Raw genomic sequence first — 13,894 nt, 5'->3', positions numbered from 1 at the left:
GATCTTGAAAAGGACCAGCGGGTGCGGGTCTATTCTACATTCCACTTACCTTAGTGCTTTGGGCACTAGCTATCAGCGCAATGTGCCAAAGTACGATGCTTGCAGCAGTTCGGCTAGCCTCGGGTGTTGGTATTTACGAGTTAGCGTCACCGCATAAAAGTTTTCAAAAGCATTGGGTAGGTCAAAACGTTTAACTAAGAGTCCGCTTTGCAACTCATCGCGCACAACTACTGCAGGCATGACAGCGAGGGCGCCACTGTCGCGAGCGAGCAACCGCAACATGGCCATGTCGTCAACTTCTGCGATAATTTCGGGGCGCAATTGATGCTGGGTGCAGAAAAACTCAAATGCAGCACGCAGGGGCGATGCTGCACCTGGTACCACCCAACGCTGTTGTTGATAACTAGCGTCTACTTCCGCTGGCAAATGGGCAAGGCGACTCGGGGCAATAACACTCAAGGCTTGGCGCGCTAACAGCTGAGATTGCCACCCCACATCATCACCACTAGCAAGCTCTCGGTTAGTAAGAATCACGTCAAGTTGATGGTGTGCCAATAACTGTTCTAGCTCGGACTGCGGTCGCGCAATGAGCTGAAAGTGAACATCTAAGCCTTGGGTTAAAGGCTTGATAAAAGCATCGACAAAGTTGCGTGACATACTGGATAGCACCCCAATCTTTAAACTAGGCACGGTAGGTGTTCCTTGGCTTAGTAATTGATGCAACTCTTCGCCGCGCTGATAAATATCCTCAGCATAATTCAGCACCGTACGGCCTAATTCGGTAAGTACCAGAGAACGACCGACACGATTGAACAGAGGTTGGCCAATGGTATGTTCTAACTGGCTAATTTGAGCAGATAAAGCCGATTGAGATAGTGCCAGTTGTGAAGCGGTTGCGGTGAGGTTGCCCTGCTTAGCTACCCGCCAAAAATAATAAAGGTGATGGTAGTTAAGTCGTGCCATGAGGTTTACTCCCGAGTTTGTCTTAAAGAAAGAATCACGATAAATCGATCGTTCTATTTTAGCGAACGAATAAATAAAATATATGTATTTTTATAATGTATTTGAATCACGCACAATGCCGCCACTTGCATTAATCTCAACATCAATGGATAACTTTTGGAGGCCATATGCGCTGGCGCATTAGTACCGCTACGATTGCTCTGCTATGTGGTTGCTTTCTGATCACCAGTTTGCTCATAGGTAGCACGGGTTGGACAGAGGTTAAAGCCTTTGGTTTTGCGTTAACAACCCTGAGCACTGGATTTGCCGCAATGATCTGCTTTATCGGTTGGGTTGTGTTGCGTTTCGCCACGGTTCAAGTGCGTGGTGAGCAAGAAGAGCACCGGTTTCATCGCTGGTTGGTGTTGGTGTTGGTATCCATTCTGACCACGGCGTTAGCGGATCATTATCTGCTATTTTGGTTGGCTTGGGTGACCGTGAGCTTAAGTTTGCACCAGCTTCTGTTATTTTATCCTCAGCGACCTCGAGCACAACTAGCAGCCCATAAAAAATTTATCTTTGCGCGTATCGCAGAGTTATTGCTGGGGGCGGCGCTTATTTGGCTGTGGTATCACACGGGTACCACCCATATCAGTCAACTAACCGAGCAAGGCTCCTTAATGAATCAACAGGTACCTGCGGTGCTGCTGGTACTGGTTGCCTTACTTAAATGCGCGCAACTTCCTGTACATGGTTGGTTATTGCAGGTGGTTGAAGCTCCAACGGCAGTCTCAGCCTTACTGCATGCGGGCATTATTAATCTAGGCGGATTCTTGTTGCTACAATTTGCACCAGTACTTAGCGATGCTCCTCTAGCGCGGTGGTTATTGGCCCTAGTTGCTGGATTGAGCATGTTAGTTGCAGCGGTAGTCACCATGACCCGGATTAGCATCAAAGTACGCTTGGCTTGGTCTACTGTGGCGCAAATGGCGCTGATGTTGGTTGAAATCAGCTTAGGCTACTACACCTTGGCTGTCCTGCATTTACTGGCACATTCTTGTTATAAAGCCTATGCCTTTTTAAGTTCAGGTAGCGCAGTCGAGTTGCGTGAGCGGCAGCGTTTTGTCGGACTAGCGTTACCACCGTTTAGCGCCGTTATTGTTACGTTAGTCAGTGTTTGCAGCTTAGTACTGATCACAGTTATTGAGTTGGATTTGCTTACGTATGTCGCGCCTTGGTTGGCGGTGAGTTTAGCGCTGAGCTTATGGCTAGCGAGCTATTTTGAACGCTTTGCGTGGGCTGAGTTCATACCAGCAATGGCTATCGCCATGATTTGGCTGAGTTGCTATGGCGCAGCGCTGTGGTTATTAAAGCTGCATCTAGAGTTTGTTGAGGCTCCGCTTGTCGTTGGGCTGGATCTGTGGGTATCTAGTGTCTTAATCGCTATTACGGGAGTTTACTTATGGTTGTTGTACCGACCCCAAGCAGCCCATAGCAGTAAACTTTTTATCATGTTGAATGCAGGCTTGTACCTGGATGAATGGGCTACTCGCCTCACCTTAACGCTTTGGCCTTTACGAGTATCTTCTGCAACTACCGGAGTACCCCGTTAGTATGTTTACAAACTTCCATTCTAAACAAGAACAAGACGTGACCCGCTTGGCCAATTGGATACAACAAGCGACAGCTACGGTCGCTCCGGTATGGCCACTAGACCGAAGTATTGCTGTTAATCCTTGGTGGCAACAGCGTACCGAATCAATTCACGAGGTTGCGGCAGAGCAACTAGCATGGTTTAACATACCGCTTGTAAAAGGAGCTGAAGGGTTGTTGTCTGAAGGGAGGTTTCATGGCAGCGTGGCGGCATCTTACGATGCGACACAGGCTCAGCGTAAGCTGCGTACCTTACCGTGGTTAACTGAAATTCAGCAACAAATGAGCCAATTCTGTGCATTATGGGTTAATTATCCTGCGCAAGTGGGACAGCACCATGACATCAATCAACGTATGTTTAAACAATGGCTGAAGGTGGTGCGGCAAGACCGTGGCATCGCATTGTTGTTGAATCATAAAAACATACAACAGCATTTAGAGAACTTGCCAGAGGATATTTTCGAGCTTTACCAAATAGCCTTACATCAGCTTCCACTAACAGCAGCACAGTGGCCAATCTATCTGCAGGTACTGCTGCATGATCTGTATGGTTGGGCGAGTATTTTTTCCCAAAGGCGTTGGCAACGAGAGTTAACCCAGCAGCAGGATTTTAATGACGAGCTTAATCAGCTACTAGCGATTCGCTTGGCCTGGGACCTCGTTTGCTGGCAAAGCTCCGATGAGGCACTACAGCAACAATTCAAGCTAACCTGGAGTCATTATTTAGAGCGTAAGCAACAGGTCGCTATACAGCTACAACCGCTGTGGCAACAGCAATCAAAACGCGAGCAGCACTATCAGCAGCAGTTAACTACCCAATTGATGACGCCATCGACAAAGCAATCCGAGAACACGCTGGGTAAACCGCCAAAGCTGCAAGCTGTATGCTGTATAGACGTTCGCTCTGAACCTATGCGCAGAGCGCTAGAGGCGCAGCATGAGGGGATTCAGACCATAGGTTTTGCCGGCTTTTTTGGGTTACCGGTTGAATATCAAGTAAGCGCAGAATTGAGCAAGCCCCAATTGCCGGCTTTACTGGCACCTCAGTGGCAGGTGCAGTTATCCGGTCATCATGATACGAGTGAGCAGGTGAGTAAAATCTGGCGTTCCGCCAGTTGGCACCGTGCTCACGAGAGCCCTGCAGGGGCTTACGGTTGGGTTGAAATGAGTGGCTTAGCAAAGATTGCTAAATTACTTAAGAAAACCTTAACCTACCAGCCTCAACAGCGTATCGCGGCAAGTTTGGTGAATACTGGGCCGTGGCTGATCACTCGTCATCAACAACCGGTCAGTAACCGCGAGTTAGCCCAAGTTGCTGCGCAAGTGCTAACGGGTATGAGCCTCACCGAAGCTTTTGCCGAGTCAGTGTTGCTGATAGGCCACACAGCATCAACTCATAATAATCCACATGCTGCTAGTTTGGAGTGCGGCGCTTGTGGCGGTCAGTCTGGCGCAGTTAATGCGCAAGTGCTGGCGCAAATCCTTAATGAGCCTTCAGTACGGCAGCTATTAACTGAACACCATCAGATCAGCATTCCCTCTCAGACACGCTTTATTGCAGCGCTTCATAACACCACATTACAGCAGCTACAGCTTTTAAGTGCAGATGTCCCTGAAGATGTGGCTACCTGGATAGCAGCTGCAAATACCCAAGCGCAACAAGAACAAGCCCAGCGATTATTGGGGCAGCAGGTTGCCACAATCCCCCCCCAGCAATTGTTGCGACAACGGGCAGGAAGCTGGGCAGAAGTTCGTCCAGAATGGGGCCTCGCGCGTAATGCGGCCATTATTTTTGCACCGCGCAGTGTTACTCGCAGCTTGAACTTGGATGGTCGTGTTTTTTTACACGAGTATGTCGCCGAGCACGATCAAGACCAAAGCCTATTAACCCAGTTGTTAACGGCACCTATGGTGGTGGCTCATTGGATCAATATGCAATATTACGCGTCAACGGTGGCACCGCAGCAGTTTGGCAGTGGTAATAAGCTACTGCACAATGTTGTAGCTGATGGGTTGGGTGTCTTTGAGGGGAATGGGGGAGATCTGCGTATTGGCTTAGCACGCCAATCGGTACATGATGGACAAGATTGGTACCATGAGCCGTTGCGACTTACCGTTGTGATTGCAGCAGATACGGTCGCAATTGATCAGGTGATAGCTGCGCAACCGGTCGTCAAACAACTGGTTGACAACGAATGGCTGTGGCTATGGCAGTGGCAACCATCAACAGCAACGTTGCAACAACGCACCGCTACCGGGTGGGTAGCGGTACCTAAAACCTAAATCACCTTATAGAGCCATTGTTCAGAGCGAAATTTATTAGCAACAAGCTGTGCTGATGTCGCTAACTCTGCCGCGCTGTAATTGTCAGTATGGGTTTGATAAAGCTGGGTAAACTGCTCCATAAAGGCGTCGATAATCTGGGCTCGCGGTAAACCGGTTTGACTGCGCATGGGGTCGACCCGCTTGTTAGCACTTTTTGTGCCCTTGTCAGAGAGCTTTTCGCGCCCAGTACGGAGTACTTTGAGCATTTTGTCGGCGTCAATGTCATAGGCGAGAGTGGCGTGATGCACAATCACCCCATTAGCAAAACGTTTTTGTGCAGCACCCCCAATTTTACCTTGGGTTGAGGCTATATCGTTTAATGGCACGTAGTGCGCCTTAATTCCCACTTCAGCTAGTGCAGCTAACACCCAAGTATCAAGAAATTGATAGGATTTTTCGATACTCATGCCATCTACCAAAGAACTAGGCACGGTTAACGAATAAGTAATACAGTTACCTGGCTCCATAAACATGGCGCCGCCACCAGTAATGCGCCTAACAACATTGATATTAGCAGCCTTGGCTGCGTCCATGTCTACTTCATTTCTAACCGATTGAAAACAGCCAATAACCACAACCGAATCATCCCAATCCCAAAACCTGAGGGTTGGTCCGCGCGTACCTTGTGCAACAGAGGTCGCAAGCACTTCATCTAGCGCCGCATGTTGTATCGCTGGTAAGGTGACAGGTGGAATCACAGCAAAGTCATGGTCAAACCAGCTGCTGGCTTTGCCTAAAGCGCGTCGTACCGCCGTAGCTACTGCCTCAGCAGAGAAGCCAAACATCATCACATCGTCCGCTAGGGCGGCGGTAATGGCCTTACTAATAACGGCATGGCTAGCATCAATGGATAGGCCCACCAACGCTTGGTTAATATGCTCTAGTGCCGTATCAGGCTCCAAAAAGAAATCGCCAGAAATACTAGCTGAGGTAATAACCTCTTGATTAGTTTCAATATCTGCCACTACTAGCTTACCGCCAGGAACTTTAAATTCTCCGTGCATGCTGCCACCTCTGCTATTCGTATCCAACGATGTGTAAGTTGCCCTGAGCTTAGCATTTTTAGCGGCTCGAATCTTTGCTCTAACCCGCCTTATTGAATCGCATGTGGTTATTACTGGCAGAACCCTCAATAAGGTCTAAAATTTAAGATGAAAGAGGATAGCAACACATTAGGGAGAAGCATGATGCAACCATACAGATTTTTCACCGCTCTATTAACGCTTGGGCTATTTACCGTTTTCTTGGCCCCGCTCTATGCCGTGGCTGCACAAGGTGGTAGTGCAGTCATGATAGACGATGGTGAGCGGATAAAGATAGAATATTCAGGCACAGATAAGTTACGAATCACTTCTGACTCCGATGACGGCTACATGATCATGCGTGATAACAAAATGTACACCGTAATGCAGCAAGGTGGTCAGACGATGGTTTTTGACTTAACCGCAGCAATAGACTCAATGAATAAGATGCTTGATCAGGAAAGCGTTTGGGATGAAGAAATTCAGGATGTGCTCGAATTAAGTAATACGGGCAAATCTGAGATGGGGGCAGGCATTAGTGGTGAGGTTTTCACCATGACTTATGTTGATGGACAGGGACAAAAGCAAACCAGCACCATGGTTCTTAGCCAAGAAGATCATATCGTTGCGCTAGCTCGAGCGATGAATGCCATGACTAAATTGATGATTACGGCTAGCGGTCGTCAATTACCGCCCAGCGTGACTAAAATGGAAAAGCAGATTCTAGACCAAGGTTATGGTGTGTTGCGGCAAGGCAGTGAGTTTGTAATTACCAAGAGCTCTGCCACCACGCCGCCCGCAAGTTACTTTGAGCTGCCAGCAAAGCCGATGCAATTACCAGGAATGTAATCCCTTTAGCTCCTACCTTTCTGGCTCTAAACAAGTTCAGGAGGACTAAATCTCACTCCGTTTTGAGCCAGTAGGTGACCGATATGTAGTAAGCGCCCTTCATGATGATGAGGGGCGCTGATAGAAATACCAATTGGTAACCCTAGCTCGTCACATCCGCTGGGGACGGTAAGTACCGGCTGACCGCTTAAGTTATATAAGGCTACAAAAGGGAAACAATAATCCATGTAAGGTATTTGCTCTCCATCTAAAGCTATGCGTTGATGCTGATGATTATGCTGAAATGCTGGGCCTAAGGCGGTGGGGCTGAGAACCGCATCACAAGCCGCAAAACTTCGGTTGAGTTCTGCAATCACCTCACGGCGTCGATACAGCGCTCTGCTCAAATGTTTGAAGTCTAGGCTTAAACCACGTTTTAGCGCGGGAATGAGCGTCAATGAGCTATCTTTGAGGGCAGGACGAAACTTCATGTAGAAAATTTTACGAATCAGCCAGGGTAAATTTTGGGCAATAGAAAAGCCGAATAACTCTGCCCACAACTCCATCGCTTGTGCAGCCAATTGGTTATCTATGGTAACGGGTTTAAGCGTGGCTCCTTGAGTGGTGATTAACTGTTTTAATTGGTCTAAACCCAACTGCACCGACTGGCCTGCGGTTAAGCCATGCAAGGTGTCAAAGTAACCAAAGGTGTATCCGCTCAAGGGCTTACTTTCAAGTTGGAGCTGCTGTTGTGGGTACAGTACTCTAAACGCCAGCTCTAAGTCTTCAGGGGCGCGGGCGAGTGGCCCCGTACAATTCATCACACTAAACCCAAGCTTATGTTCGGGTAAAGGGGGGACATGGCCATCATGACTGTGACCGTTCTCGGTAGGCTTTAATCCGAATAAGCCACAGTAGGCCGAAGGATTGCGAATGGAGCCGCCGATGTCACTGCCCAGTTCAAGAGCACATAGATCAGCTGCTAACGCTGCGGCACCACCACCCGTACTACCACCCGGAGTTCGGGTGATGTCAAAGGGATTATTCGCGGTCGGGTATAGCGGCCCAAAGGTTTGGCTATCAGCAAGTAATTGCGGCACATTGGTTTTGCCGAGGATGACGGCTCCAGCATCAAGCAAGCGTTGAACCAAGGGGGACGTCTGCGAACCTTGGTAATTCTTCAACGGCGGATAATTGAGCGTCGTTGCAGTGCCCTGATACAAAAAGCACTCTTTAATAGAAATGGGAACGCCATGCAGCGGACCTAGACGGTTGGCGTTGTCATCGCGCTGTTTCGCTTGCGCCAACGCTTGGTTGCGATAGGTATCTATGAAGGCATTCAGCTTTGGATTATGTTGCTCAATACGAGTTAAATAGTGCTCAGTAATCGCGGTAGACGTTAAGTCGCCCGCTTGAATCGCATTCGCTATGGTCGTTGCTGATAAATAGTTCATCGATGCCTTTTGCTGTGAGTTGCCGCTATAGTTTAAAACGAGCATAGAGCGGATTATGGTCAGATACTGTACTGGTATCAAGTGCCGCTGCCTGCTGCAATGACAAATTACGGTAGAAAATAAAATCCAACGGGTGTTGTCGATAGGTTTTAATATGATGAGGATCGGCCATAATGGCATGCTTGAGGCCGATGCTGCGACAGAAGCGTAATAAACGAAGGCGGCGTTGGCGGCTCCAAACATTAAAATCGCCAGCAACAATAAGCGGCCCTTTGTGATCTAAAATCTCGTTCTTAATCAGCTCAATTTCTTGTGAAAATTGCTGTGTGCGCACAAAGTTAATCGCATGGATATTTACCACTAACAGCGCACCGCCTTCTGCTAGTGTGTGATAAGAAAGCATGTAGCTTTTGTGGGTAGCGAACATACCCTCGCGCTTTCTACTTAATCGAGCTTGTGCTTCGGTAAACGCATACTGACTGGCTGTGAGCACACCATAAGTAGAACGCCGCATTTGCATATTTGGTGCGACAGCGTAAGACCAATGCGGTAAGAGCCAATTGGTTTTAGAGCTAAGCTTGGCTTCTTGTAGTAGTAAAAATAGGCAAGGAAACTGCGCTAAAAGGCGCGTAAGAGTGCGCTGAAACTCGGGTGTATCTGTGAGTTTCTGCGTATTCCAACACAACACGCCAAACTCTTCGCCATGACGAATAGGTTGTTCGTGAAGGAACTGCTCAGGAACCAAAACTTTAGGTTTAAGCAAACGGGATCTCCGAAGGTTCTGTCTTGGCACATCGTACCACCTTCTAGTAGACCTTCTTCTAGTCATTTTGGTTCGGCTTGTTTCTATCTTAGTTGGATACTAACTAAGCTGTAAAAACCGATTGCCACGATAGATTTTATTCAACAACGGCGCTGGCAAAGAAGGGTAGAATAATGCAACCCATGGCATTAATGAACCAATAAGGAACACTTTACATGTCTGCACTTTTTCAGCCTTTTCAATTAAAAGACGTAACACTACGTAATCGTATTGCAGTTCCACCAATGTGCCAATATATGGCAGAACAAGGTGTGCCCAATGATTGGCATCTTAACCATTACGCCAGTTTGGCCCGTGGTGGTGCAGGTCTAATCATCGTAGAAGCAACCGCTGTCTCACCAGAAGGTCGGATCACGCCAAATTGTACCGGGCTTTGGAATGATGAGCAGGCACAAGCGTTTGTACCTATTGTCGAAGCTATTCAAGCCGCTGGCGCAGTACCAGGTATTCAACTTGGGCATGCTGGGCGTAAGGCCAGTGCAAATCGTCCTTGGGATGGCGACGATCATATCGCCGAAGCAGATACCAAAGGCTGGCAAACCCTGTCGCCTTCTGCTATTCCATTTGGCGCTAATTTATCCCGGATGCCTAAAGCAATGACCCTCGAAGACATCCAACGGGTACAACACGACTTTGTCGCTGCAGCCGAAAGAGCCCGTGATATTGGTTTTCAGTGGTTAGAACTACACTTTGCCCATGGCTATCTAGGACAAAGCTTTTTGTCGCCTCACGCCAATCAGCGTGACGACAACTATGGCGGTTCGTTCGAAAACCGTGCACGCTTTTTGGTAGAAACTGTGCGAGCTGTGAAGCAAGTTTGGCCAGATAATTTACCGCTCACCGCACGTTTAGGCGTGATTGAATTTGACGGCAACGATGAACAGCAACTTGAAGAAGCTATCGCACTGACCAACCTATTGAAAGCCGAAGGCTTGGATTTCTTGAACGTTAGTATCAGCTTTTCTACCCCAACCGCATCTATTCCTTGGGGACCCGGCTTCATGGCTCCTATCGCGGAACGCATCCGGCATGCGGCAGCCATCCCAGTTGCCTCGGCCTGGGGAATTGATGCTCCGCAACTGGCCGAGCATACAGTTGCCCAAGGTCAGTTAGACTTAGTGATGATAGGACGTGCCCATTTAGCTAATCCGCATTGGCCTTATGAAGCAGCTAAAACACTGCGTGTGGAGAAACCATCATGGGTGTTGCCAGCCCCTTATGCACATTGGCTAGAACGCTACTGATGCTGGCAACCTTAGCCAACTTGAACCCAGTAAAACGTACTCCCGGGTACGTTTTACTGGGTCTACTCGGGCTTGAAGTTTGCTGATTTGCGCATGCCTGCAGCTCGAATGGCTTCTAACTGATTATCGATGGTTGCTCTATCAAGCCACTGGCCGGCCACCATGACACCAGAGCGTCCGGCGAGCGCTGCAGGGTCTTCCAGCGGATTTTGCTGTAACAACACCAAATCAGCACGGTGACCTTCTGCAACGCGACCGAATAAATCTTTATCGGCAAAATACTCCCCAGCTGCGACGGTTGCGCTGTGTAAAATTCCAGCCAGCGGAATTCCGGCGTCGTGTAATACTGCAATTTCACGTAAGGCTGAGAAGCCCGGAACACTGAATAATTGGGGCGCATCGGTGCCAAAAATCATGGGTACGCCACCGTCAAATAGGGCTCTAATTAGCCGCTGGCGATTGTCTTGTTGAATGGCGGCCGCTTCGGCGTTGAAGTACCCTAAACTTGGCTCTTCTAAGTAATTAAACCAGCCGGCTCGCACTGCTTCAGGTACATAGTCAATTTCTTCGTACTGGCGCAGCTGCTCTATGTCACTGGCACCAATAATCGTAGCCCACAATGCCTGGGTTGGCACCACCGCGGCACCGTGACGCAGGGTTAAGTCAACGAGGTAATCCAGTTCGTATTTACTAGCAGGCCGATTTAAAGCGTCGATGGCTTCCAAGTAGCCGTCTAAGTGGTCAATGGTACGTTGGCCTTCTGTTAATGCCACTTCAAGACCCACGTCTTTCGGTACATGACCAGCAAAGTCGATGTTTGCGTCACGCGCAGTTTTTGCCATTGCTTGATATTCGCTAAGCGTCAGCCCTGGATGGACTTTAAGTAAATCCCAGCCTTGATCACGTTGTTCAATAACGCGTTGAGTGGCCTTTTCTGGTGATTCAATGCTGTTGCCGTTAAAGCTTGGCCCGGCTAGATAAAGTGTTGGACCTGTCCGCTTACCTTCTGTAATGTCCTGTTTCAATTGTAACTGATGGGGGTAGCCGAGCATGCCCCGCACCGTGGTAATACCGTTGGCAACATACATAAATAGTACATCATCTAGATAGCGCTCTGGCAGTTGGCCAAAGCTTGATGCCGGCGGCACATGGCCGTGCATCTCAGTTAAGCCAGCCATCAAAAACTGGTTGGTACCGTCAATTTCTACAAAGCCGCTGGGAACTGTCACGGCAGAGGTTGCTCCAACCGTGGTAATGCGATCGCCTACCACCAAAACTGTTTGAGCTTCGGCAATCTCACCCAAGTTACGCGCAATGTTCACCACAGCAACATTTGTAAACGCAAAGTTCTTCGGTGATTGATGTGACGTTTCTGGTGCGGGCGGTTGAGCCGGCTCGCACGCTGCGATAAAGGTTAGTAGGGTAACAAGTGTGATGAAGCGAACCATTGTGTTCATGATGTACTCTCAGTTGCCTAGCGCAGGGTATGATTAATCGCGTCGAGGCCGCACGCCTCGCACATCAAAAGGGCTGGTTATGACTATAACAACCATGAAACAAAACTACCAACGTGCAGTACATCTTGAAGAAAAATTAAGCGTGATGCCGAACGCCGATGCATTTGCGAAATAACTTTGGGACGCAACGCTTTACAGCAGTCTGTAAATTTCTGGTACGAGCATTTACGAGCCTTGGTAAGTAAGGTTAAAACTTACGAAGATCTACATGGCGAGGTTGCAAAAACCTCAACCAAATAGTCGATCATCGCTCTTACTTTGAGTGGTAATCGACGATCTGGCGCGAACAATACATGCAAGCCGCCGAGATCCAATGGGGGGTGATTCAATTCTAAAGCAACCAGAGCACCACTGGCCAACGCCTCCGACACGATAAAATTGGGTTGATATATGATTCCTTGGCCCTTAACGGCGGCAGCAAGAAGTGCGTCGCCATTGTTGCACATGAGGTTGCCTGTTACGGGCACTTGAATTTGGCCATCTTGGCCGAATGCCCAGGTGCCGCCGCTTTGTGCTGAGGAGAGGTTGTAGCTCAGGCAATTATGGCTTGAGAGCTCAGCTACACGGTTAGGCTTTCCGTGTTTTTTCAAATACTCAGGAGAGGCACAAAGTCGCATCGGGCAATTACCGAGACGGCGAGCTTTGAGATTGCTGTCAGCGAGATGTCCGATGCGAATAATCAGATCCCAGTTCTCTTTCAGCAGATCCTGTTGGGTGTCGCTCAGGCCAAGATCCACCTCTACCAGAGGATAACGCTGGGTAAATTCGGGTATTAATGGTGCTATGAAGCGTGTGCCAAAGGATAGCGGTGCATTTAAACGTAATCGACCCATGGCTTGGTGCTGCTGCGAAGATACCTCGGACTCGGCTTCTTCAATATCTTGAAGAATGCGCTGACAGGCCTGTAGGTATTGCCGTCCGGCATCTGTTAGTGACAACTGTCGAGTCGTGCGATGAAGCAATTTGGTGCCGAGTCTAGTTTCCAAAGAATCCACATGTTTTGTGGCCATTGCTGGCGACATGTTGAGTTCTCGGCCTGCAGCAGACAGACTACCTTTGGAAACTGCCTGAATGAATATCTGCATGCTTGTGTATCGGTCCAGCATTTTATTTCCTACTTTTAGTTAAAATAGCTCCTTGTTTAAGTCTATTCTCCTTTTCTCAGTATCAGTATAACCTGTTCATTGTGATATCTGAACTATTCAAGCCTTTGGAGGTATGTCGATGTCTATGCAGTCAAAAGTGCCTAGAAAACAACCAGTTTTTTTTATTCCCCATGGCGCCGGTCCCTGCTTTTTTATGGACTGGAATCCCCGCAATACGTGGGACGGTATGGCCGAATTCCTCCGAAATATCAGTGGACGTTTGCCAGAAAAGCCGACGGCCATCCTGATGATATCCGCTCACTGGCGTACTCCAGAGTTTCGTGTGACCGCCGGCAGCCAGCCTCATCTGATTTATGACTATTTCGGTTTTCCGGACCACACCTATGAATTGACCTATCCCGCTCCGGGAGCACCTGAGTTGGCGCATCGCGTGAGTCGTCTACTGAGTGGGGCACAACAGTACACCCTCGAGGATTCCGTGCGTGGGTTTGACCACGGTATGTTTATTCCACTCAAAGTGATGTTCCCCGAGGCAGACATTCCTGTGGTTCAGCTTTCTTTACGGCAAGACTTAGATCCCGAGGCACACCTGCTGGCAGGTAAAGCTTTGGCGCCATTACGTGATGAAGGTGTGCTGATTCTCGGTAGTGGCATGAGCTTTCACAATATGCGTGGTTACGGCGACAGGCGGTTTACGCCGCTTTCCGAGGTGTTCGATGATTGGCTGACGGACACTGTAGAAGGTGACTCCAAAGTTCGTTATCAACGATTGAAGCAATGGTTTCAGGCACCTTACGCTCTCGATTGTCATCCGCGCGGAAACGAGGAACACCTAATCCCATTGCTGCTTGCAGCGGGTGCAGCGGACGACGAGCCCGGCAAGAAAATTTATTCAGAACGAGTGATGGAAACTCAATTATCGGCGTTTCAATTTGGTTGAGTGGCGTGGGCTTCTCAACAATCAATGGCTAGAGGAACAG

General features: G+C 48.7%; 11 protein-coding genes. 5 read left to right on the top strand and 6 right to left on the bottom strand.

Annotated features, from left to right (window positions below; genetic code table 11):
• Window positions 1-72: 72 nt before the first annotated feature.
• Complete coding sequence (locus tag NOG12_RS06085) at window positions 73-963, bottom strand: LysR family transcriptional regulator (RefSeq protein WP_313932725.1); 891 nt, start codon at window positions 961-963, stop codon at window positions 73-75.
• A 167-nt stretch (window positions 964-1,130) separates the two neighbouring features.
• Between NOG12_RS06085 and NOG12_RS06080 the strand changes: the two genes are divergently transcribed.
• Window positions 1,131-2,555, top strand: coding sequence for an NADH-quinone oxidoreductase subunit L (locus NOG12_RS06080; RefSeq protein WP_313932724.1), 1,425 nt, complete (start codon window positions 1,131-1,133; stop codon window positions 2,553-2,555).
• Window position 2,556: 1 nt separating this feature from the next.
• Window positions 2,557-4,878: a DUF2309 domain-containing protein gene (locus tag NOG12_RS06075; protein WP_313932723.1), complete on the top strand. Its 2,322-nt coding sequence runs from the start codon at window positions 2,557-2,559 to the stop codon at window positions 4,876-4,878.
• On the opposite strand, the gene NOG12_RS06070 is transcribed toward NOG12_RS06075, so the two are convergent.
• On the bottom strand, window positions 4,875-5,924 hold the full coding sequence (locus NOG12_RS06070) for a lipoyl protein ligase domain-containing protein (protein WP_313932722.1): 1,050 nt from the start codon (window positions 5,922-5,924) through the stop codon (window positions 4,875-4,877). The two genes, NOG12_RS06075 and NOG12_RS06070, sit on opposite strands and share 4 nt — an antisense overlap.
• A 180-nt stretch (window positions 5,925-6,104) precedes the next feature.
• Between NOG12_RS06070 and NOG12_RS06065 the strand changes: the two genes are divergently transcribed.
• Window positions 6,105-6,791: a hypothetical protein gene (locus tag NOG12_RS06065; RefSeq protein WP_313932721.1), complete on the top strand. Its 687-nt coding sequence runs from the start codon at window positions 6,105-6,107 to the stop codon at window positions 6,789-6,791.
• Between the two features lie 26 nt (window positions 6,792-6,817).
• Here the strand turns inward: NOG12_RS06065 and NOG12_RS06060 are convergent, their stop codons facing one another.
• Both NOG12_RS06060 and NOG12_RS06055 read right to left on the bottom strand, forming a co-directional pair.
• Window positions 6,818-8,224: an amidase gene (locus tag NOG12_RS06060; protein ID WP_313932720.1), complete on the bottom strand. Its 1,407-nt coding sequence runs from the start codon at window positions 8,222-8,224 to the stop codon at window positions 6,818-6,820.
• Window positions 8,225-8,249: 25 nt separating this feature from the next.
• Window positions 8,250-8,987 carry an endonuclease/exonuclease/phosphatase family protein gene (locus NOG12_RS06055; RefSeq protein ID WP_228759506.1) on the bottom strand — a complete coding sequence of 246 codons (738 nt, stop codon included), beginning with the start codon at window positions 8,985-8,987 and terminating at the stop codon, window positions 8,250-8,252.
• A gap of 215 nt (window positions 8,988-9,202) precedes the next feature.
• On the opposite strand from NOG12_RS06055, the gene NOG12_RS06050 reads away from it, so the two are divergent.
• Complete coding sequence (locus NOG12_RS06050; protein ID WP_313932719.1) at window positions 9,203-10,291, top strand: NADH:flavin oxidoreductase/NADH oxidase; 1,089 nt, start codon at window positions 9,203-9,205, stop codon at window positions 10,289-10,291.
• Between the two features lie 62 nt (window positions 10,292-10,353).
• On the opposite strand, the gene NOG12_RS06045 is transcribed toward NOG12_RS06050, so the two are convergent.
• Both NOG12_RS06045 and NOG12_RS06040 read right to left on the bottom strand, forming a co-directional pair.
• Window positions 10,354-11,748: an amidohydrolase family protein gene (locus NOG12_RS06045; protein WP_313932718.1), complete on the bottom strand. Its 1,395-nt coding sequence runs from the start codon at window positions 11,746-11,748 to the stop codon at window positions 10,354-10,356.
• Between the two features lie 254 nt (window positions 11,749-12,002).
• Window positions 12,003-12,893, bottom strand: a complete 891-nt coding sequence (locus NOG12_RS06040; protein WP_313932717.1) for a LysR family transcriptional regulator — start codon at window positions 12,891-12,893, stop codon at window positions 12,003-12,005.
• 133 nt (window positions 12,894-13,026) lie between these two features.
• Here NOG12_RS06040 and NOG12_RS06035 point away from each other — a divergent pair, with 133 nt between their 5' ends.
• On the top strand, window positions 13,027-13,854 hold the full coding sequence (locus tag NOG12_RS06035) for a DODA-type extradiol aromatic ring-opening family dioxygenase (RefSeq protein WP_313932716.1): 828 nt from the start codon (window positions 13,027-13,029) through the stop codon (window positions 13,852-13,854).
• The last annotated feature ends 40 nt before the right edge of the window (window positions 13,855-13,894 follow it).

Source organism: Pseudidiomarina fusca (assembly GCF_032227045.1).
Taxonomy (GTDB): domain Bacteria; phylum Pseudomonadota; class Gammaproteobacteria; order Enterobacterales; family Alteromonadaceae; genus Pseudidiomarina; species Pseudidiomarina fusca.
This window is presented reverse-complemented; position numbering and strand designations above follow the sequence as displayed.